The following is a 17403-nucleotide window of genomic DNA, read 5'->3' as shown; positions in this document are numbered from 1 at the left end:
GGACGCCATGCGCAAAGACACACGGCCGTTCATCAAGGTCTACGTCGACCTTCCCCGCCACCCGAAGTTCGCGGGCCTCTCGAAGGCCCAGAAATGGATGATGGTCGAGGCCTGGTGCCACTGTGGCGAATACCTCACCGACGGCGTCGTCTCGCCCGCCATCTGGCGCGGGCTCGGCACCAAACGGGACCGCGACGCCGTGCTCGCCACAGGCATCGCGGTCGAGTTCCGCCGCGGGGAGATCGTGCCGATTCCGAACGGATCGCAACTGGATTCGAGCGAAATCCGTGCGAAGTTCGAGTCGGCGACCGGTCAAATCCTGCCGACAGATTGCGTGCTGTTCTTGACGTACCCCAACCGTCAGAATCTGCGCGCCAATGTCGAGTCGATCCAAGAGAAGCGCAGGTCCGCGGGGCAGAAGGGCGGCGCGGCGAAGGCTCGGAACGCTGCCAAGAAGGATGTCGGCGGGGTAGCAAGTGCTACAGCAAACGCCAACCAAACGGGTACCAAAAACGTGCCAGAACAAGAAGACAAAGACAAAGTACCTACTTACGTAGGTACTTCAAATACTCCATCGGCCGCGCCCAGCCCGACACCGATCCCGTCCGGCTTCGTCGAGTTCTGGGACATCTACCCACGACGAACCGACAAGGGCGGAGCCCGCAAGGCGTACGCGAAGGCCATCACCCGAACCGACCCCGCCCTGATCCTCGACGGTGCTCGACGATTCGCCGCCGACCCGAACCTGCCCGAGGCACAGTTCATCCCACACGCGTCGACGTGGCTGAACAACGAACGCTGGACCGACGGCCCCCTGCCCACGCGGCACCGCCCGTCGCCTGCGCGCACCGTCGACCCGGCAGCGCAGACCCTGACCCCGGCCGAACTGAAGTTCGCCCGCGCGGAAGCGCTGAAAGACAACCCCGACCCGCGAATCCTCGCCGCTGCCGGAATCCCCCTGCCCATCCGCGTCGCGTCCGTCACTGAACTCGACGTCTGGAGCGGCGCCACAGCCATCGACGCCGTCTCATGAGCTACCGCGTCCAGTACACCCGACCACCCGACATGCACATCACCCACACGTGCAGCGGAATCGCCTGCGGCACAGGAACAATCGCGCACGACGGCGACTCATTCGTGTGTTCCGACTGCGGAACGTCCTGGGCCGACGAGAACGACGACGGCCAACTGCACGACCACCCGACCGACCTCCACCCCATCGACCCCGACGGACCGTGATGACTCCCGACGAAATCCTGATCCTCCTCCAAGTCGCCCAGTCCTACGACGCCCGCAACATCGACCGCCTCATGCAGTCCGCATGGCTCGATGCCGCGAACCGCGCCCGGTGGGATCGCGACGCCGCGCTCAACGCCATCCGTGCGCATTACGCCGAGTCGACAGAGCGGATCATGCCAGGCCACGTGACCGCGCTGGTTCGGTCTGCGCGTCCAGCTCCCGGCTACGCGCCTGCGTACCGGCCAGCGTTGCCCGCGGCTCCTCCTGCGTCGCCGGAGACGCGTGCCCGTGCGATGGCGATGTTCGGGCGGCGCGCGCGAACGCAGGAACCCCGGACGGGGCTCTCGTGGAGGCGTAGGCGCGCCTCGGCGGAGCCGGAGGTGTCGGGGGGTGGGTCGGAGCCGATGCGGGCGTTCTCGGGGGATGCGGGCCGGTTGCTCGACGGGCTCCGCGAGAAGGGCGGCATGTAGGCACGCCAGCTGGCAGGATGGCATCTGTGATCGAACGGCTCGCACAGGAATCCGGCGCTCCGACATCTGGCTCGTGGTGGGCCGACTTTCTCTTACTCGCTGCCCCGCTCGCTGCGATTACGGTCGCATGGATCGGGGGGAGGTACGCACTTCGCACCTCGCGAAAGAGCCCGTACGACAGGCTTGATCACCTATTGAAGCTCCGAAATGACTGGCCGAGCGAATTGGCCGGGACCGATACGCTCGACCGCTCTATTGCCCATGCGCTGGCAGAAGTTCGCTATATTGAAGGAATCGTCGCCCATCCTGCCCCATCGGGTGCCGCCCAAGCTGCCGACACCTGGTTCTTCCTTGCAGATCGGAGGCGTGCACGCCTAAGGCTGGCAACTTCGGCATTTATATCCGTGGCCGTGGCTTCGATGATGACAGTTCTGATATACCAAAAGCAGGCGACAGAAGCCCCCTTGTCGGACGACGCTTTGACTTACTGGACAGTCGGCGTGACACTTTGGACCATAGTCTCGTTCCTGCTGATGTGCCCTCGCCCGCAGGACGCGTTTAAACGACTACGAACATGACGATGCCCATCAGGCCCTACGGACAGCGATGCTACTTGACGCTGCGATAAACGAGGCCGACCAGGATCGACGATTGACCTTGTCACGAGCGACCCTGGGATCGACGACGATTCAGTTCATCTTCTCTTGACTTTCTTCCTCGTCAGCGCCTTTATCTATTACGACCGCCGCGACGGATGTCGGCGGTAGGTCGACCAGCTCATTGTCATGCGGCGCAATCGGTCGAACCCGCAGCCAACCGTTTTCTTTCGAGATGACTCGTTCGGCCTTGATGTATGCCAGTCCCTCGGCGCTATCGTCGTGGAACGCCAGGGCGTGAGGTACGCAGTCCGAGGCAATCTTGGTCAGGTAGACACGATTAGTCATGTCCGCCACGATACGGGCATTCTCAGGTGGACTGGATGATTGCCGCCGCAGCCGCCACTGACCGCCGATAATTGATCGTTATCGGCAGTCAGGACTGGGGTGCCGGGGGCTGACCATCGTCGTACGGATGCCGACACGCGTCGACGCGAGGCGGGGTGTAGACCATCACGCCGCACACCAGGCACAGGTCCGTGCGATGCAGTCGCTCCGGGATCGCACGGCAGAGGACCGCGCCGACCTTGCCCGTCCCGGCCTTGAGGCGGTGGCCATTGGGGCACCAGACCAAGGCCGGTTCCGCCCACCTGCCGTCCCGCGTGCGAACCAGCCGTGTTGGCGGTACGCGGCGCCCCTCCACCTCGTACACCGGCCGCCAGCCCGATTCGCTCATACGTTCGAGTATGCCGGATTGTTGCTGACAGCGAAACGGGCTGACCAGCCTCAGCCGGTCAGCCCGCTCCACACCACCGATCAATCGCCCTCGGTGACCGATCCGTCCAAACGCCGAGCCCGCCGCGTCGACTCCCGATACCCCGGCCGTTCCATCACCTGCCGCAGCGCCGCTACGAACTGGTCAAGATGGCCGCTCCGAGCGAGCGCCTCCGTGGGTATCGCGTCAGGGTCGGCGAGGATCGCCAACTGAAGATGCTCGACACCCACCGCGTCGTAACCGAACTCCCGTGCGGCGGATTGGGCCGACTCAAGAATGGTCGCGAGGCGGGGCGTCAGCGGCAACTGCTCCGCGTCCGTCATCAGCGCATCCCTTCTCACCGAGCGAGCGCGAACTCGCTCCACTCCCAGTAATCATCTCCGAAAACCCTCGTGATGTGGCGGCAGATCCACTTGGAGTGGCCGCCGTGCTGGTCCTCGGTACTCACCTGCTCACCGTCATTGCCGGGACCGCACTTCTTCAACGGCACGCCGTACGGGTCCGCGGGCACCCGCGGATAGTTCGCGGCGTCGCTGCCGACGCACGCCGAGTCCGGGTCGTTCGGGTCGACGTGCCCGAGCGGGCACCACCCGACCGGGGTCACCATCGGCGCAGCGACGGCGACGGCCGGACCGGCGGCGACGAGGCCGACCGCCAGGACGAACGCGGCGGCGACCGACTTCAGGGTGTGGGCGATGGACATGGTTCCTCCTGGATGGTCAACGAGCGCCTGGCGTGGCTGGCGTTCTCGCGGGCGACGCGCTTGGTGATGTCGGCGACGGAGAGGCCCGTCGGGATTCGGCGCGGCCACATCGAGTTCGCCTGCGCGACAAGACCGCCGATCAAGATCAGTGCGCCGAGGGTGTACAGGAACACCGCGAGCCCGTTCATGGCCGCACCCCACGGAGTCGCGGACGCTGACCCGCGGGCAAATACCGGGCAGCACCCGCGCTGGGATACCGTCCGTCCTGCCGGATTTCGCGGACCGCGCGGTCGATCTCGTCCCACAGGTCCGTGTAGGCGGGCAGGATTGGACGCACGGCGTCGGTGTCCGGCTGGTCCCCCAAGCCCCATGCGATCGTGCCGGGCGACCAGTACTGATCACGCGGGCGGCCGATGTGGGCCGGTTGCACCGTCGTCTGGTCGTGGAGTGCCATGATCCGCACGACGCCGTCCTCCAACTCCCACATCGCGTGAGCGCCGTCGGTGGGCCGCATCGTGCAGAAGATGCCGCCACCCGCCACGTAGAGGCTGACGGTGTCGGTGTACGGCGCGGTGTCATCCATCGGCGGCCCCCTCGGGGTGGGCGGCCGGCTCGTCCGGGACGAGTTCGTCGAGGGGTGGTTCATCAGGCATCAGATCGTCGAGCGGGCGCTCGTCCGGCATCAGGTCGTCCAGCGACCGCGGCTCACGCACCAACACGGACACCACTCCCTCGCAGGCACGCACGCACCTGATCGAGCACCACCAACCCGGACGGCCGAAACGCACTGCGCGGCGCAGAGATCCACGCCCGGTACTGCGACCTGCTCTCACTGGGGCCAGGCAACGCGACCGACCCACCGCGGCGAATGACGTGGACGTGGTTGCGCCACAACGACGGCTCATCGTCAGGGCTCTCGGGGATGTCCGGCCGCACGAGGAACAACCACGTGTGGCTGCGCGGGTGCGATATGACCGGGCCACCGCCGAGCTTCTGGCGATCCAGGCCGGCCTTAACCCGCTGCCCGAGGTCGGCGGGCATCCGCAGGGCGCCCACCATCCCGGTCGAGAACGAGATACGGCCGCTTGCGTCGATGACGGCTGGGAGATCGCACACGGCGCGGTAGAAGTCGCATCGTGTGCGTGGCGTGTCGCTCACCCCTCCGTCCCCCTGGCGTGGGGGGCCGCCGCGTCGGCGATGAGCCGTTCGGCGTCTCGGCCGGTCACCGCGCGCGCGGTGAGCGCCTCCACCGCGCGCTCGTAGTCGGCGATGTCGCGCGGGTCGGTGAAACGCAAAGCGCCGGTCAGTGTTTCGATCGCCACCGCCTCGTCATCGAACAGGGTGAAGCTGGTGATGCCCGTGAAGTACGTGGCGTCGCGGGGGATGATGCCCAACTCGGTGTTCTGCGGCAGCGGACCCATCAGCGCCCCGAGCTGGGCGCGCATCACGCTCGGCTTCCCCACGGTCGTGTACAGCGCCTGCTCGCCGAGCAGGAAGCGCGTGCGCCGACCGGACTTGCGCCAATCCGCCTGGCGCGCCATCCGGGCCGCGACGGCGGCATCGATCTCCTCGACGAACTCCTCGCCGACGGTGCCGAAGGCCGCGGTCAGCACCGCCGCCGCGTAGTCGAACGTCTGGAGCAAGCCGGGCACGAGATCCGTGGAGTACTCGACCTGCGTCGAGGTATCGGCCTCGAGCTGGCGAGTGCGGCCCTGGAGCGCGCTGGGCTGGTCGCGCCGCCAGTGACGGAACTTCGGGCTGGAGGTACCGGAGATGAGGGACATGGTTTCTCCTCCTTCGTGGGGTGGTCAGGCCGCCGTGATCGCCGTCCAGATCGCCAGGCCAACCGCCAAGCCGACAACTACGGGCGTCCAACGATTCGGTGTGCGAGCCATGAATTGAGGGTCGCGGCGATGGGGAGGGGGAACCATGGGGTCCCGGTGCAGCTCCCATGCAGTTTCAATGCAGTGGCGAACGGCGGCGGTGTACCTTCAAACCACCACGACTGCACAGACAGGGCTGGGGGCTGGGCGGGATGATCGTCTATCGCTGGACCGGACTTGAGTCGAAGGTGCTGCGCGAGGCGATGCAGTGCAGCATCGAGGGATTCGCCAAGCGCGTCGGCGTCGGCGTGCGCACCGTCGCCGACTGGGAGGCCCGTGGCAAAGCGGCAGTGATGCGGCCCTCCAGCCGCGCGCTGCTCGACAAGGCGCTGATGAACGCTCCCGCCGAAGTGCTTGCACGGTTCCAACGGACGATGGAAGGGTTCCCGTCTGGAGGAGAGCAACCCGCGACCGGGTTGCTCCCAACGGTTACTCTGGCGAACGACGCCCTGGACGTCGTTCCGACGGTGGGGGGTGTCGATGCCGCAGATCACGTCTGGGTGCCAGCCCGGACCGCCGCCGGAGAGGTCGTTCTCGTGTCACTCCCTCGTCGCACACTTGTCGCAGGCCTCGGGGCCGGGGCAATCGCCGCCGCCGTGGGTGTGAAGCCTGCCCCCGTGCTCGGCGGTGCGGTCGACCACGTCGACCATTTCCGCGCCCTCCGGATGGCGCTGATCGAGAACGACAACTTGTGTGGATCGAGGCCGCTCGTCCCGCTGATCGAGCAGAGTATCGAGACAATGATCCAGCTGCGCCGCGCCCGAGCGACCGACGCGCGCGACTTGCAGCGGATTCAGATCCTCTACGCCGAGTTCGCTGCGTGGCTGCACCAGGACGGACACAACTGGGGTCGCGCACAACATTGGACGGATCGTGCGTTGACGTGGTCGCACCAGCTGGGCGACGACTACGGAATCGCTGCCACTCTGATCCGGAAAGCGCAGTGCGCGGTCGACATGGGGGACGGCACTGAGGCGGTGGAGCTTGCGGAAGCGGCCGAGCGCGCTGCACCGCCCGGCACGCGGTTCGCCGCGTGCGCCGCCACGTTCGCCGGGTGCGGAGCCGCACTGATGGGAGACCGCGCGACGAGCGACCGCGCGTTCGACCGAGCGCGCACCCTGGCAGATGATGAGAACGCCGACCCTGCGTGGGGATTGTTCCTCGACGGGTCGTATATCGACGTGCACCAGGCGCAGGGGAGGGCAGTGCTCGGCGACTACGGAGCGGCGATCCGCGACTACGCCGCCGCCATCGCACGGATGCGGCCCGGTTTCACGCGCGACCAAGCCGTCTACATCTCCAGGGCGGCGGTAGCGCACGCACGCGCAGGCGAGATCGAACCCGCCGCCCAGATGGGTCTCAACGCGATGCGGGTTGGCGTGAGCACCGGTTCCGAGAGGATCCTGCAGAACGTGCGGCACGTCGACCAGCTGCTCCGCGGAATCGATACCGCCGCGCCGGAAGTCGCCGAGTTCCGCGACGCAGCGGACCGGTGGGCGGTGACCGCGTGACGCGACCGTACGTGCTGCTGTCGGTCGCGGTCAGCGTTGACGGATACATCGACGATGCGAGCCCGGACCGGCTGCTTCTGTCCAACGACGCCGATTTCGACCGCGTCGACAAAGTGCGCGCGGACAGCGACGCCATCCTCATCGGCGCCGGAACGATCTCAGCCGACAACCCTCGGCTGATCGTCAAAAGTGAACGGCGGCAGGCGGAGCGAGTAGCTTCCGGCCGTCCCGCGCACCCGCTCAAGGTGACGGTCACGGCGAGCGGCGCCCTCGACCCGGCCGCGAAATTCTGGCACCACGGCACCGAAGATCACCGGCCCGTCGTCTACACCACCGACACCGGCGCAGCGACCGCCACGGCCCGACTGGGCGAGTTGGCCGACGTCGTCCCCCTCGGTGCCGAGGTCGACTTCGCTGCCCTGCTCGACGATCTCGGCGACCGTGGTGTGAAACGGCTGATGGTGGAGGGCGGTAGCCGCATCCACACCGAGTTCCTTTCGGCCGGCCTCGCGGACGAACTTCAACTGGCGATCGGCCCGACCCTGGTCGGCCAACCCGCCGCACCCCGGTTCCTGAACGAGGCCGACTTTCCCGGTGGACCGACCCGCAGAATGAGGCTGGTGGACGTCTCCCAGATCGGGGACGTCGCATTGCTCCGCTACCACCCGCAGGAGAGGCCCCAGTGACCGACCTCGACCACAGCCACTGGATGAACCGAGCCATCGAATTGGCCCGCCTGTGCCCGGAAGTGGAGGGCGCGTTCTCGGTGGGCGCGGTCATCGTCGCTGATGGCGAGGAGATCTCGACGGGCTACTCCCGAGAAACCGACTCGAAGGTGCACGCCGAGGAAGCCGCCCTCGACAAGCTCGCGGCCGACGATCCGCGGCTGGCGCGCGCGACGATCTACAGCACCCTCGAACCATGCTCCGAGCGCGCCACGAAGTCCCGCATACCGTGCACCGATCGCATACTCGCAGCGGGCATTCCTCGTGTCGTCATCGCATGGCGCGAGCCCGCCACGTTCGTGGAGGACTGCGTCGGCGTCGAGAAGCTACGCCAAGAGGGCGTTGTCGTCGTCGAACTTCCGCAGCTGGCCGAAGCCGCCATGTCGATGAACCGGCACCTCGACCTCTCCTGATCGCCCGCCGGACATCCTGAGGACACCGGTACCGCCTTGCGGAACCCGCGGCCGTCGCACGCCGTCGAACTGGTCATGGACTACGAGGAGCGGCAGGCCCTGCGAGAGGCAGGCGTGAACCCCGACGATCTGCGTATTCAGCTGCGGCACGCCGCCGTGCGGTACTGGCTCCGGAGGCACGCAATCGAGGCCGGCATCCGCCCGCGCCGCCTACCTCGATGCTCCCGACGGTAGCGTGCGAAGTCGTCGCGAAGTGGACGCGAAGTAGCCGGTCAAACGCGAAGTGTGTGTTTGACACTCGGCGCGGGTCAGGATACTGTCATCGACAGGCCACACGGCCGAAACATCCCGGCCGCCAACGGGATTCCCCGCCGGGGCGGGCACACGCCCGCCCCGGCACCAACCCACACGGACCGCCGCCACGGTCCGCCGAAAGGAACCACATCATGAAGATTCACGTATTCGCGTCGTCCGACGAGGCATATGACGCGAGCCAGTGCCGCGACGACATCCTCGACGGCGACATCCTCATCGTCCCGAACGAGGGCGTAGCCGGATGGCTCAGCCAGGCATGGCCGATCGCCGCGACCCGCAACACCGGCGCGTTCCACCGCCTGAACGAGGCCGCCGCGATCAACGCGCAGGCGTTCGGCCCTGACACCGGCCAGCACATCGAGCAGAAGATCAACGCCGCTATCGCCGCCCTGCACAGCCACGGCCGCACGATCATCGCCGTTGAGCAGACCGCGCACGAGGCCGCGCTCGAAGACGAGGCGCACTCGACCAACGCCGATTACGACGCCGAGCACGACGCCCACGAGGCCGCGCTCGAAGACGACGCGCACGCGATGAACGCCGACTACGACGCCGAAGCCGCCACCGCGTAGTGCCCGACCGGGACCAGGAGCGCCGCCGACTCCAGGCGGCGCTCCGCACCGACGACGAGCAGCAGGCGTTGGCCCTGCTGTTCAACATCGACGAGCACGGCCACGAGTACCCGGCCGACCTGCTCGACCTCACCGAACACCCATGACCGCCGCCACGGTCACCCCTCGAAAGGAACCAGCCCATGACCACCAACACCAGCGACGCCGACTACGTCGCCGCCGGGCGCGACGCGCTCGCCAAGGGCATCGCCAATGCGGAACTGACCGCGCAGTTCTGGGCGAAGGTCGCCGCCACCGTCACCGCGTACCGCGCGGAATGCGCGAACCGGCTCCCCAAGACGCCGGACAGCGCCGAGGAATGGTTCGAGTCGAGCCAGCCCTACCTGCCGTTCAACATCGGCGAGCTCACCCAAGAGCTTGCCGCCCTCTCCGGTATCGCCACCAAGGCCCACACGATCGCCAACGTCTACGCCGTCGAGGCCGACCGGCTCAGGGAGGCGTGGTCGACGTTCAGCACGGAAGACACGCAGGATCTGGCCTGATGCCCCCGCGCGACCGCGAGGTCATGCCGGTTCGCTGCGACGCGTGCAACGGGCAGAGTTGCCGCCAATGCGATTGGCGCGGTGAGTATCTCATCACCGTACGGCTCGACGACCTCCTCCCCGCTGAACTCGACTCCTGACCGCCGCCACGGTCGAACACCCGCCCGGCGCTGGCCGCCACCAGCGCCGGGCGTGCACGAAAGGAACCAACCCCCAATGACGTGCACGAAAGGAACCAACCCCCAATGACATTGACCATCACGCACACCGCCGCCGAGGGCACCATGCTCAACGGCACCACGCGCGGCGACGGCACCTACGAGATCATGCGCGACGTCAAAGCCCGCGTCGGCCACTGGAGATGGGCGCGCAGTCTCCAATGCTGGATCGTCGTCTCCTCCCGCGACCGACAGCCGAAGGACTTCCACATCACGCAGGCCGCCGACGCTCTCCGTGCCGCCGGGCACGACGTCGAGATCCACATCGACCGCACCCCGCGCCCGACCGCCGAGGCCGAAGCAGACCGCGCCGCGCGCCAGCAGGACCGCGTCGACGCACTCGACGCCAAGGCCGCTCGTCGCGCCAGCCAAGCCGACACCGCCGAAGCCGCGCACCGCCGCGCCGTCGACCACGTGCCTCCGATGGGCGAGCCGATCAAGATCGGCCACCACAGCGAGCAGCGTCACCGCAACTCGATCAACAAGGCGTGGAACGCACTCGGCCGGTCTGTCGAAGCGGATCGCGCCGCCCGGTACGCACGCGGACGCGCGGACGCCGCCCGTTACACCACGGCCGCCCGCTACGCCCCGGTCACCGTCGCGAACCGCATCGACAAACTCGAAGCGGAGCAGCGCGCCGACCAGCGCATCCTCGACGGCGGCCAGCGCGGACGCGCCCCGTACATCCACATCGAGCCGCCCGCCAGCGGCACCTACCGGGAACGCGTCGAAGCCCGAATGGAGCAGCGCGCCCTCGACATCGAGTACTGGCGAGGAGTCCGCGCCCACCAGATCGCCGAAGGGCAGGCCACCAACTTCGGCCAGGACGACATTTCGGGCGGCGACTTCGTGAAGGTCCGAGGCACCTGGTACCGCGTCAACCGCGCCAACCGCAAGACGGTCTCAGTCGTCTACGACGACAACAGGTTCGGCACCGTGCCCTACGCGGAGGTGCAGGACGTGCGACTCCTGCTCGAGACGCGCGCCGCCCTCGGCATCACCCCGTGACCGGCGACGTCGACGAGGACGACGGCCCCACCGCGTTCGACGCCGAAGACCACTACTACGACCTCCACCGAGACGCCGATTTCGACTGAGCACGACGAAATCCCCTGGGGCACCGGCCGCCACCGGTGCCCCAGGACAACCCGAAAGGAACCAACATGTCCCCCTTCCGAATGCCTGCACGCGTCCGCCCGTACGTCCGCCACATGGAGGCGGTCGCCGCCGAGCGCGACCGCGCCTACCGCGACCGCGCCGAACTCCTCAGCGTCCTCGCGAACATCTTCCCGTCCCATATCCAGGCCGATTCCGAGCCCGAGTCCGATTGGCCCGTCCTGTATCTCGACACGCCCGCCGGGCAGACGTCCTGGCACATCAACCCCCGCGACCTCGAGCTGTTCGACATGGAGACCTACCAGGCCAGGGAGGCCGCCGGGCACCGCGTCACCTGGGACGGCCACACCCGCGCCGAGAAATCCGAGCGGCTGCGCACGCTCGCGCAATGGTTCATGCCGGAAGAACTGCTCACACTGCAGATCCCCGTCGACGACGAACCGACCCAGTTGCGCGCAGTCCGCGACGCGGCCGGAGACATCCGGCTCGGCGGAATGCTCGTCGCGATCGCAGGGACAACACGAGACCAGCTGCAGGCGTGGCACGACGCGGCCAGCAGCGACCGTTACCGCGGCGAGTACGCCGCAGCGCTCGAACTGATCGACCGCGAAAACGCCCATGGCTGACGACGCCCGGCGCTGTATCGGGTGCGGCCGACTCGTGCCGCACCCGTTCCAAGTCGGGTACGGCACACGGCTGTGGGTGTGCGACTCCACCTGTCTCCCCCGGTACTGCTCCCACCCCGGCCCCAGGCATCCCCTGGACGGGCCCGCGCTGTGCGCCCGCCTCTACGGGCACAGCGGCGATCACGCGGCCTACACGTTCGCGCAGCGCACCGTCACCTGGCCCCAGCACCCACCCAACCCGACCTGAAGGGAACCCGATGAACATCACCTACCTCACCGAGTGCACCACCAAGACCGGCACGGTCCGCGTCGGCCAGCACTACTACGACAACCGCGACGACAACATCCGAACCCTCCGCGTCGACCGCATCGTCGACACCAGCTACACCCGGAAGGTCGAGTGCACCGTCATCCGTCAGCAGTACCGCGGCCAGCTCACCGAACCCATGCGGATCACCACCATGACCCCCGAACGGCTCACCAGCCGGGTGTTCGTGCTCGTGCAGGAACGCCCGGCCGAGTGACCACCGTCGAACTGGTCGACCTCTCCGGCGCCCTCGCGCCGGAGACCGACCCGACCATCCCGCACGGCACCACCACGGCGTACTACCACCACCGGTGCAAGTGCGGCCCGTGCACGGCAGCCGTCCGCGGCTACACGGCGGACCTCCGCGCCCGCCGATACGCGCGCCGCATCGTCGGCACCAACGGCCGCCCCTTCGCCGAAACCGACGCCCGAGGCCGGCCACTACCGCACGGCCGCCTCGCCACATACCGCGAATGGGGATGCCGCTGCACCCCCTGCACCGACACCGCCAGCGCCGCGTCCGCAGCGCACAAGGCGACAACCGAAAGGAACCGAAACCGATGAGCGCCCCCGACCTCACACTCCTCGCCAACCAACTCAACGCGACATGGAGCGCGACCACCGACCTGCTCGCCGCGTTCGGCCTGGACGTCGACGACCTGATCGACGCCGCCCGCGCCACCGACCCGACCCGCACGCTCGAAACCCTGCTCCGGTCCGGCGGCCAGGTCCCCGGCGCCGCTGTCGCCGCCGACCACCTCCTCACCGTCGCGGTCGCCGCCGGGCGCGCCGCCGAAGCGATCCGCACCGCGTAACCCCAACCAGCACAAGGAGAACCACATGGCAGGCGAAACCGTCATCACCGTTATCGGGAACCTGACAGCCGACCCCGAACTGCGATTCACGCCCGCGGGGCTGGCAGTCGCGAACTTCACCGTCGCGAGCACACCCCGTGTGTTCAATCGGCAGACCCAGGAATGGGAGGACGGCGAACCGCTTTTCCTGCGCTGCAACATCTGGCGGGAAGCCGCGGAGAACGTCGCCGAGAGCCTGACCCGCGGGTCTCGCGTCATCGTGGAGGGACGACTCAAGCAGCGCTCCTACGAAACCCGTGAGGGTGAGAAGCGCACGGTCGTCGAGCTCGAGGTCGACGAGGTGGGTCCCTCGCTGCGCTACGCCACCGCGAAGGTCCACAAGGCCGGTCGCAGCGGTGGCCTGGGCAGCGGGCGGGGCGGTGGCTCACGCCCGGCGCAAACCGCCAATGCCGACGAAGACGCCTGGGGCAGCGCGCCCGCCGCGCACCACCCGCAGGACGAACCGCCGTTCTGACAACCGGTAGCCCGCGTCGCGCTGTCACTCCTCCTCGACGCGGGCGCTCGGAACTCCGTTCATGGCGGCCTGCAAGGCGCCCCTGACAAATCGAGAGTACTGTCGCGCCCAGTCGCGGGCCGCCTGGTTATACGCGTGAGCGGTGGCGACAGTTATCGCCTCGTCGCCGTACAGTACTGCCTGCTCGCGTATCTCGACCAATGTCTCGTACGCATCCATCAGGTTGTCCGGGGTACCAGGCCACAGAAAGTCCACAGTGTTCGGTCGCAGATAGCCGGGATACGACTTCTCAAGCGCTCTCATGAAATGACGATAGATCGTACGAACCGCCATGCTTGGACTCTCGCTAATTTGCCGCAGTACGCTGGCACCCCCGACAGAGAAGTCTTCCAACGCGGACAAACCAGACTGGACCTGCTCGTACTCGATCACGCTGAGAGGAACCGCAGCACTTACAGCTGGATCGTCACGCGCATCCCTGACAATTCCAGGCTCGGCTGACTCGCTGGGCGGCGTCGGTGCCGATTGAATTCCCGTTGGCTCTGATGCGGCCTCCACTGCCGCTTCAGCGGCCCGCGCCTCCAGTTCCGCTGACACCCCTCCGGCGTTTACTCGCGCAGATTGAAGGCGATCAAGAAAGTCACCGACCTTCGCACGAAAGAGGAAGGCAGCGCACGAAACGATTACTGGCCACTTCAGTGCGTTTATATACTCAAGTACCATCTCAGGCCCGCTCACGTGAGCATCTTAGAGCCGCAACGACTTTCCTCGCTGACGAACCCACATGTCCAGCGAGAATGACTAGCCCACCCGCCGCCACGATCCACCAGATTGGAACCAGGAACGCTGATGTCCAAGCTTGAACACCCGCGCATTGTCGACCAGGACGCGCACGACGAGCGCGTCGCGCTCGACTTGCGGATCGCCACCCTCACCGACCATCTCCAGACCACGGCCGCAACAACCAGTCGGGTCGATCATCACCGAGGGCTCGTCGAGCTGCGCGAATTGCAGAAGCGGAGGCGCGATGCGTTCCGCAGGGAGGTTGGTTGGCGCTAAGCGAGGTGGCCACGGCATTACGCCGTGGCCACCTCTCCCTGGGCTACAGACCAGCGCAGCTAGCTAGATAGATAGATAGGCCATCACTCTACACTGAAGTCCTCGCGAGAACCCACCCGTGTGAGGAAATCGCGCAGGAGGGACACGGCGATCGTTCCGCTCCTGATGAGTTCGCCGTAAGTGCCCGGAATCTTGAGAGTTCGCGTCAACTCCTCCATGAGGTATTCGATGTCGGATTGATCATTCCGTCCCAGGAAATCCGACAGATTATTGAAATTCTCAGTGATATTAGATTTTGTCGTGTCAACTTGACGACTGAGCCTCGCAAAACTGGCTGGGTCGTTGCGGTCGCGAAAACCGATGCGCACAGACCCGAACAGAAAACTTCTACTGCTTATTTCTTGCTCATGGACATGCGTGGAGAACTCTTTCAGAGTAGCGTCCAAAAAGTTCACCGACCGGTGACACTTGAACCACGCTGATCGAAATTCATTTCGCTCCCGGGCAGCCTCGCTGAGCCGTGCTCGGCGAGCCTCCAACCACGCCGCTGCGCCGCACGCAGCACCAAATATGCCCAAGCCAATCGAGAAGGGGTCAGGATCTATGACTTCCTCTGGCGCGGTGGTCATTTCGCATCTACTCCGTTCCTTTGACCCCCGAAAATAGCACGACCTGGTGCGCCCACGCCTTGCCGACAGCCAAAGCCCAACAGGAACTGCTGGAGTGGCAGTATCGGGGGATGATCCGACCCGCCGGTGCCGCCCTCGCCGCCCTCGCCGTACTCACTGCTGGCTGCTCGGTGGAGAGCGAACCGGCCGCCGTCGCAACATCCACCCCGGCCGCAGCGTCGACCAGTACCGCGTTCCCTGAACCGCCGCCGTACACGCACACGATCGAGGGCGCGGAAATTCGCGTGTGGACGTCGAGTGCGGACCCGACGGACCTGCTCGATACCTACAACCACGTCGCGCGCACGCTCCGGTCGACGCTGGCGGAGGGCGGCTACTGGGTGCGGATCAACTGCGAAACCGGCGGCAGCGACACGGCGGACAACCGACTGGCGAACGGCCACATCGGCGTTGGTCGACTGGGCATCGCGCAAACCGGCGACCTGGGAGGTTTCGACGGCGTCGTACCCGGTGCGACCTGCCCGTAAACCCCCGAGCCGAATGTATCGAACATGCGTTCGAGACCGGGTGTAGACTCCGGGCATGGGGATGGCAGCGAACAGGAAGCAACCGGGTGACTCCAACTCTGCAACCCGGCCCGCCGAGCCATACCGTTTCCCCGTGCCCCTCCACACCCTCCGCGCGAAGCCCGTGGAAGTCGCCGCCATCCAGTACACCGGCGACAACACCCACGAAATCAACCGCGCACTTCTCGGCCCCCGATATGGCCAAAAGCCCGGCCTCCGCCCCTTTCCCGGCTCTCAGGCGTACCCGCGCACGTACCAGCGTGACGACGTAACCGCCGAACTCTGGAACGCGGCGGACGCGCAGTGGCAGCCGGTCGGCGCGGGCGACTGGATCATCCGCGGACTCGACGGCTCCCTCTACGCCGCGCCCGCCGCAGTCGTCGCCGAAAAGTACGACGTCATCACCTGATTCTCTCCTCTGCGGCTCCGCCAGGCCGACCCGACCAGGAACCAACCCACAGTCCGAGAGATGCAGGAGATTCAGTGTCGCCGAACCCCGAGAATGCGATCGACGTAGTCCTGACTGCCATCGAGCAGGAAGCCAGCCGCGGCATTGAAGCCGCGCGACTCTCGGCTCTCGCCCGCACTCTCGACTCGCTCCTCCTGATGCGAGGGCTGCAAGAAACCCCGCGACCTTCTGCCGTGCAGGATGCCCCGACGGTCGTGGCGGCCGAATGGTCCGTAACCGAGTGGCTGCGCGCGCTGCCCGACCTCAGATCGGTGGCCGACTCCACCGGGACCATCTGGCAGAAACACACAGGACGCTGGTACATGCCTGGCAGCGAGGCGGGCCTGAATTCCGATGACCTCGCGGCGCGCGCCCCGTTCAGCCTGGTCAAAGTCTTGGCCGACCAGCCCACATTCTGAACCACCCAACCACACCGCGCCGGGGCCGCCGCCCCACTCCGACCGATTGACCGCCCACCGAGGAACGGAGACCCGCCATGCGCCTACATCTCGCCAGCCTCGATTCGGCGATCCACGTCGGGAGTGGAAGCGGCTCCGGCGCGATGCCCCGAAGGAACACGATGAACATCGCGACCGCACTGCTCGCCGACGTCAACAGGCCGCGGCCCTGCATCGTCGGCAGGTGGTTCGCACGCCTCGACCCCGCGAGCCGTGCGGAGGCGGACCAGTGGCTCGCCAGCGGCGGCAAGAAGTCGTCCCTGCTGCGCGTCGCCCGCTCGCGCGGGTACAGCGGCAGCGGTGCCATGTGGTACGCCCACACCAACGCCGCGTGCGCGTGCCACAACGGAAGCGCGGCGGCTGCGGTGCCGATCCCACCCCGCTAGCGCGACACGTAACACGCGCCCGAAGGTTGCTGCCAGGCACCGGAATTGCCGACCATGGCGAACGTGGTGGAAACGATCGCGATGCCGTGTCAGGGTGACCTGCGATTTCTGCAGCCAGGCGAGGATGTCGCATGGGGTAGCCGACCAGAAACCCGGGCCGCGGTCACGATCTGCCACACCGAATGTCCGACAAGCCGTCTCGTCGACTGCGCGCGACGCGCACTCGAAAGCGGCTCGGTCTCGGACGAATCAGAGCGCGTCACCCGCCCGGCGGATGGAGTGGTCGCAGCCGGCATCGTGTGCTCCGGCGACGACGCCACTGCAACCGCACTGCGCGGGCTGATCGCTCGCTACGGTCGCGAAACCGGCGCGCCGCCAACCTGTCTCGGTTGCCGACGACGGTTCGTGCCAGCGCGCGAGCCGCTGAGCGAAGACACGGCGCACCGGGCCGCGCGCGGGTTGTGCTCCGGCTGCTACTCCGCCACCGGGCGCGCAGGGCGACTCGCCCGCGTGCACC

The 17403-nt window shown here is 67.0% G+C and carries 32 protein-coding genes; 22 read left to right on the top strand and 10 right to left on the bottom strand.

The window, feature by feature from the left end; translation table 11 throughout:
• The first annotated feature begins 7 nt into the window (after window positions 1-7).
• Genes OHB21_RS09585 through OHB21_RS09570 form a run of 4 tightly spaced genes read left to right on the top strand, consistent with a single transcriptional unit; the run spans window position 8 to window position 2287 of the window.
• On the top strand, window positions 8-1033 hold the full coding sequence (locus OHB21_RS09585; RefSeq protein WP_328438337.1) for a hypothetical protein: 1026 nt from the start codon (window positions 8-10) through the stop codon (window positions 1031-1033).
• On the top strand, window positions 1030-1239 hold the full coding sequence (locus OHB21_RS09580; RefSeq protein ID WP_328438335.1) for a hypothetical protein: 210 nt from the start codon (window positions 1030-1032) through the stop codon (window positions 1237-1239). Before OHB21_RS09585 ends, OHB21_RS09580 begins: the two co-directional genes overlap by 4 nt.
• Entirely contained in the window at window positions 1239-1709 is a 471-nt protein-coding gene (locus OHB21_RS09575; RefSeq protein WP_195125155.1) for a hypothetical protein, read from the top strand. The genes OHB21_RS09580 and OHB21_RS09575 overlap by 1 nt, the downstream gene beginning before the upstream one ends.
• Window positions 1710-1735: 26 nt before the next feature.
• Window positions 1736-2287, top strand: coding sequence for a hypothetical protein (locus OHB21_RS09570; RefSeq protein WP_328438332.1), 552 nt, complete (start codon window positions 1736-1738; stop codon window positions 2285-2287).
• Between the two features lie 111 nt (window positions 2288-2398).
• On the opposite strand, the gene OHB21_RS09565 is transcribed toward OHB21_RS09570, so the two are convergent.
• The 8 genes from OHB21_RS09565 to OHB21_RS09530 all read right to left on the bottom strand — a co-directional run bounded on the left by OHB21_RS09565 (window position 2399) and on the right by OHB21_RS09530 (window position 5567).
• Complete coding sequence (locus tag OHB21_RS09565; protein WP_195125153.1) at window positions 2399-2653, bottom strand: hypothetical protein; 255 nt, start codon at window positions 2651-2653, stop codon at window positions 2399-2401.
• Between the two features lie 468 nt (window positions 2654-3121).
• Entirely contained in the window at window positions 3122-3403 is a 282-nt protein-coding gene (locus OHB21_RS09560) for a Clp protease N-terminal domain-containing protein (RefSeq protein ID WP_195125152.1), read from the bottom strand.
• Window positions 3404-3417: 14 nt separating this feature from the next.
• Complete coding sequence (locus OHB21_RS09555; protein WP_195125151.1) at window positions 3418-3783, bottom strand: hypothetical protein; 366 nt, start codon at window positions 3781-3783, stop codon at window positions 3418-3420.
• A complete protein-coding gene (locus OHB21_RS09550) occupies window positions 3762-3971 on the bottom strand; it encodes a hypothetical protein (protein WP_195125150.1) in 210 nt (69 codons plus the stop codon). Before OHB21_RS09550 ends, OHB21_RS09555 begins: the two co-directional genes overlap by 22 nt.
• On the bottom strand, window positions 3968-4366 hold the full coding sequence (locus tag OHB21_RS09545) for a hypothetical protein (RefSeq protein ID WP_195125149.1): 399 nt from the start codon (window positions 4364-4366) through the stop codon (window positions 3968-3970). Before OHB21_RS09545 ends, OHB21_RS09550 begins: the two co-directional genes overlap by 4 nt.
• Window positions 4359-4496 (bottom strand): hypothetical protein, encoded by a 138-nt coding sequence (locus OHB21_RS09540; protein WP_328438327.1) that lies wholly within the window; start codon window positions 4494-4496, stop codon window positions 4359-4361. The genes OHB21_RS09545 and OHB21_RS09540 overlap by 8 nt, the downstream gene beginning before the upstream one ends.
• A complete protein-coding gene (locus OHB21_RS09535; RefSeq protein ID WP_328438325.1) occupies window positions 4489-4941 on the bottom strand; it encodes a DNA-directed RNA polymerase subunit beta in 453 nt (150 codons plus the stop codon). Before OHB21_RS09535 ends, OHB21_RS09540 begins: the two co-directional genes overlap by 8 nt.
• Window positions 4938-5567, bottom strand: a complete 630-nt coding sequence (locus OHB21_RS09530) for a DUF5753 domain-containing protein (RefSeq protein WP_328438323.1) — start codon at window positions 5565-5567, stop codon at window positions 4938-4940. The genes OHB21_RS09535 and OHB21_RS09530 overlap by 4 nt, the downstream gene beginning before the upstream one ends.
• A 251-nt stretch (window positions 5568-5818) precedes the next feature.
• Here OHB21_RS09530 and OHB21_RS09525 point away from each other — a divergent pair, with 251 nt between their 5' ends.
• The 13 genes from OHB21_RS09525 (at window position 5819) to OHB21_RS09465 (ending at window position 13340) form a co-directional block, all read left to right on the top strand.
• Complete coding sequence (locus OHB21_RS09525) at window positions 5819-7177, top strand: helix-turn-helix domain-containing protein (protein WP_195125146.1); 1359 nt, start codon at window positions 5819-5821, stop codon at window positions 7175-7177.
• 11 nt (window positions 7178-7188) lie between these two features.
• Window positions 7189-7863 (top strand): RibD family protein, encoded by a 675-nt coding sequence (locus OHB21_RS09520; protein ID WP_328438321.1) that lies wholly within the window; start codon window positions 7189-7191, stop codon window positions 7861-7863.
• On the top strand, window positions 7860-8315 hold the full coding sequence (locus OHB21_RS09515) for a deaminase (protein WP_324196557.1): 456 nt from the start codon (window positions 7860-7862) through the stop codon (window positions 8313-8315). Before OHB21_RS09520 ends, OHB21_RS09515 begins: the two co-directional genes overlap by 4 nt.
• 446 nt (window positions 8316-8761) lie before the next feature.
• Entirely contained in the window at window positions 8762-9202 is a 441-nt protein-coding gene (locus OHB21_RS09510) for a hypothetical protein (protein ID WP_195125144.1), read from the top strand.
• Entirely contained in the window at window positions 9202-9348 is a 147-nt protein-coding gene (locus OHB21_RS09505; RefSeq protein ID WP_195125143.1) for a hypothetical protein, read from the top strand. The genes OHB21_RS09510 and OHB21_RS09505 overlap by 1 nt, the downstream gene beginning before the upstream one ends.
• A gap of 36 nt (window positions 9349-9384) precedes the next feature.
• Complete coding sequence (locus OHB21_RS09500) at window positions 9385-9744, top strand: hypothetical protein (RefSeq protein ID WP_195125142.1); 360 nt, start codon at window positions 9385-9387, stop codon at window positions 9742-9744.
• 245 nt (window positions 9745-9989) lie between these two features.
• The gene (locus OHB21_RS09495) at window positions 9990-10970 is read left to right on the top strand and encodes a DUF3560 domain-containing protein (RefSeq protein WP_328438319.1); all 981 of its coding nucleotides are present in this window, start codon (window positions 9990-9992) and stop codon (window positions 10968-10970) included.
• 155 nt (window positions 10971-11125) lie between these two features.
• Window positions 11126-11704 (top strand): WDGH domain-containing protein, encoded by a 579-nt coding sequence (locus OHB21_RS09490; protein ID WP_328438317.1) that lies wholly within the window; start codon window positions 11126-11128, stop codon window positions 11702-11704.
• Window positions 11697-11951, top strand: a complete 255-nt coding sequence (locus OHB21_RS09485; RefSeq protein ID WP_328438315.1) for a hypothetical protein — start codon at window positions 11697-11699, stop codon at window positions 11949-11951. Before OHB21_RS09490 ends, OHB21_RS09485 begins: the two co-directional genes overlap by 8 nt.
• A gap of 10 nt (window positions 11952-11961) precedes the next feature.
• Window positions 11962-12228: a hypothetical protein gene (locus OHB21_RS09480; protein WP_328438313.1), complete on the top strand. Its 267-nt coding sequence runs from the start codon at window positions 11962-11964 to the stop codon at window positions 12226-12228.
• On the top strand, window positions 12225-12575 hold the full coding sequence (locus OHB21_RS09475) for a hypothetical protein (protein WP_328438311.1): 351 nt from the start codon (window positions 12225-12227) through the stop codon (window positions 12573-12575). Before OHB21_RS09480 ends, OHB21_RS09475 begins: the two co-directional genes overlap by 4 nt.
• Entirely contained in the window at window positions 12572-12826 is a 255-nt protein-coding gene (locus OHB21_RS09470) for a hypothetical protein (RefSeq protein WP_328438309.1), read from the top strand. The genes OHB21_RS09475 and OHB21_RS09470 overlap by 4 nt, the downstream gene beginning before the upstream one ends.
• Window positions 12827-12851: 25 nt before the next feature.
• Window positions 12852-13340, top strand: a complete 489-nt coding sequence (locus OHB21_RS09465; RefSeq protein WP_328438307.1) for a single-stranded DNA-binding protein — start codon at window positions 12852-12854, stop codon at window positions 13338-13340.
• A 24-nt stretch (window positions 13341-13364) separates the two neighbouring features.
• Here the strand turns inward: OHB21_RS09465 and OHB21_RS09460 are convergent, their stop codons facing one another.
• The gene (locus OHB21_RS09460; RefSeq protein ID WP_328438305.1) at window positions 13365-14078 is read right to left on the bottom strand and encodes a hypothetical protein; all 714 of its coding nucleotides are present in this window, start codon (window positions 14076-14078) and stop codon (window positions 13365-13367) included.
• 111 nt (window positions 14079-14189) lie between these two features.
• Here OHB21_RS09460 and OHB21_RS09455 point away from each other — a divergent pair, with 111 nt between their 5' ends.
• Window positions 14190-14399: a hypothetical protein gene (locus tag OHB21_RS09455; protein ID WP_195125135.1), complete on the top strand. Its 210-nt coding sequence runs from the start codon at window positions 14190-14192 to the stop codon at window positions 14397-14399.
• Between the two features lie 83 nt (window positions 14400-14482).
• Here OHB21_RS09455 and OHB21_RS09450 read toward each other — a convergent pair whose 3' ends face one another.
• Window positions 14483-15028, bottom strand: coding sequence for a hypothetical protein (locus OHB21_RS09450; protein ID WP_328438302.1), 546 nt, complete (start codon window positions 15026-15028; stop codon window positions 14483-14485).
• Window positions 15029-15048: 20 nt separating this feature from the next.
• Here OHB21_RS09450 and OHB21_RS09445 point away from each other — a divergent pair, with 20 nt between their 5' ends.
• The 4 genes from OHB21_RS09445 to OHB21_RS09430 all read left to right on the top strand — a co-directional run bounded on the left by OHB21_RS09445 (window position 15049) and on the right by OHB21_RS09430 (window position 16886).
• Window positions 15049-15555, top strand: coding sequence for a hypothetical protein (locus OHB21_RS09445; protein WP_328438300.1), 507 nt, complete (start codon window positions 15049-15051; stop codon window positions 15553-15555).
• A 133-nt stretch (window positions 15556-15688) separates the two neighbouring features.
• Window positions 15689-16003 carry a hypothetical protein gene (locus tag OHB21_RS09440; protein ID WP_328438298.1) on the top strand — a complete coding sequence of 105 codons (315 nt, stop codon included), beginning with the start codon at window positions 15689-15691 and terminating at the stop codon, window positions 16001-16003.
• A gap of 74 nt (window positions 16004-16077) precedes the next feature.
• The gene (locus OHB21_RS09435) at window positions 16078-16461 is read left to right on the top strand and encodes a hypothetical protein (protein ID WP_328438296.1); all 384 of its coding nucleotides are present in this window, start codon (window positions 16078-16080) and stop codon (window positions 16459-16461) included.
• A gap of 161 nt (window positions 16462-16622) precedes the next feature.
• Entirely contained in the window at window positions 16623-16886 is a 264-nt protein-coding gene (locus OHB21_RS09430) for a hypothetical protein (protein WP_195125130.1), read from the top strand.
• The last annotated feature ends 517 nt before the right edge of the window (window positions 16887-17403 follow it).

It is taken from the genome of Nocardia puris (assembly GCF_036051655.1).
Lineage (GTDB): Bacteria > Actinomycetota > Actinomycetes > Mycobacteriales > Mycobacteriaceae > Nocardia > Nocardia puris.
This window is presented reverse-complemented; position numbering and strand designations above follow the sequence as displayed.

Coding starts and splice junctions, on each gene's coding strand:
- OHB21_RS09585 (WP_328438337.1), top strand. CDS start 8: ATGCGCAAAGACACACGGCCGTTCATCAAGGTCTACGTCGACCTTCCC.
- OHB21_RS09580 (WP_328438335.1), top strand. CDS start 1,030: ATGAGCTACCGCGTCCAGTACACCCGACCACCCGACATGCACATCACC.
- OHB21_RS09575 (WP_195125155.1), top strand. CDS start 1,239: ATGACTCCCGACGAAATCCTGATCCTCCTCCAAGTCGCCCAGTCCTAC.
- OHB21_RS09565 (WP_195125153.1), bottom strand. CDS start 2,653: ATGACTAATCGTGTCTACCTGACCAAGATTGCCTCGGACTGCGTACCT.
- OHB21_RS09560 (WP_195125152.1), bottom strand. CDS start 3,403: ATGACGGACGCGGAGCAGTTGCCGCTGACGCCCCGCCTCGCGACCATT.
- OHB21_RS09555 (WP_195125151.1), bottom strand. CDS start 3,783: ATGTCCATCGCCCACACCCTGAAGTCGGTCGCCGCCGCGTTCGTCCTG.
- OHB21_RS09550 (WP_195125150.1), bottom strand. CDS start 3,971: ATGAACGGGCTCGCGGTGTTCCTGTACACCCTCGGCGCACTGATCTTG.
- OHB21_RS09545 (WP_195125149.1), bottom strand. CDS start 4,366: ATGGATGACACCGCGCCGTACACCGACACCGTCAGCCTCTACGTGGCG.
- OHB21_RS09530 (WP_328438323.1), bottom strand. CDS start 5,567: ATGTCCCTCATCTCCGGTACCTCCAGCCCGAAGTTCCGTCACTGGCGG.
- OHB21_RS09525 (WP_195125146.1), top strand. CDS start 5,819: ATGATCGTCTATCGCTGGACCGGACTTGAGTCGAAGGTGCTGCGCGAG.
- OHB21_RS09510 (WP_195125144.1), top strand. CDS start 8,762: ATGAAGATTCACGTATTCGCGTCGTCCGACGAGGCATATGACGCGAGC.
- OHB21_RS09500 (WP_195125142.1), top strand. CDS start 9,385: ATGACCACCAACACCAGCGACGCCGACTACGTCGCCGCCGGGCGCGAC.
- OHB21_RS09495 (WP_328438319.1), top strand. CDS start 9,990: ATGACATTGACCATCACGCACACCGCCGCCGAGGGCACCATGCTCAAC.
- OHB21_RS09490 (WP_328438317.1), top strand. CDS start 11,126: ATGTCCCCCTTCCGAATGCCTGCACGCGTCCGCCCGTACGTCCGCCAC.
- OHB21_RS09485 (WP_328438315.1), top strand. CDS start 11,697: ATGGCTGACGACGCCCGGCGCTGTATCGGGTGCGGCCGACTCGTGCCG.
- OHB21_RS09480 (WP_328438313.1), top strand. CDS start 11,962: ATGAACATCACCTACCTCACCGAGTGCACCACCAAGACCGGCACGGTC.
- OHB21_RS09470 (WP_328438309.1), top strand. CDS start 12,572: ATGAGCGCCCCCGACCTCACACTCCTCGCCAACCAACTCAACGCGACA.
- OHB21_RS09465 (WP_328438307.1), top strand. CDS start 12,852: ATGGCAGGCGAAACCGTCATCACCGTTATCGGGAACCTGACAGCCGAC.
- OHB21_RS09455 (WP_195125135.1), top strand. CDS start 14,190: ATGTCCAAGCTTGAACACCCGCGCATTGTCGACCAGGACGCGCACGAC.
- OHB21_RS09450 (WP_328438302.1), bottom strand. CDS start 15,028: ATGACCACCGCGCCAGAGGAAGTCATAGATCCTGACCCCTTCTCGATT.
- OHB21_RS09430 (WP_195125130.1), top strand. CDS start 16,623: ATGAACATCGCGACCGCACTGCTCGCCGACGTCAACAGGCCGCGGCCC.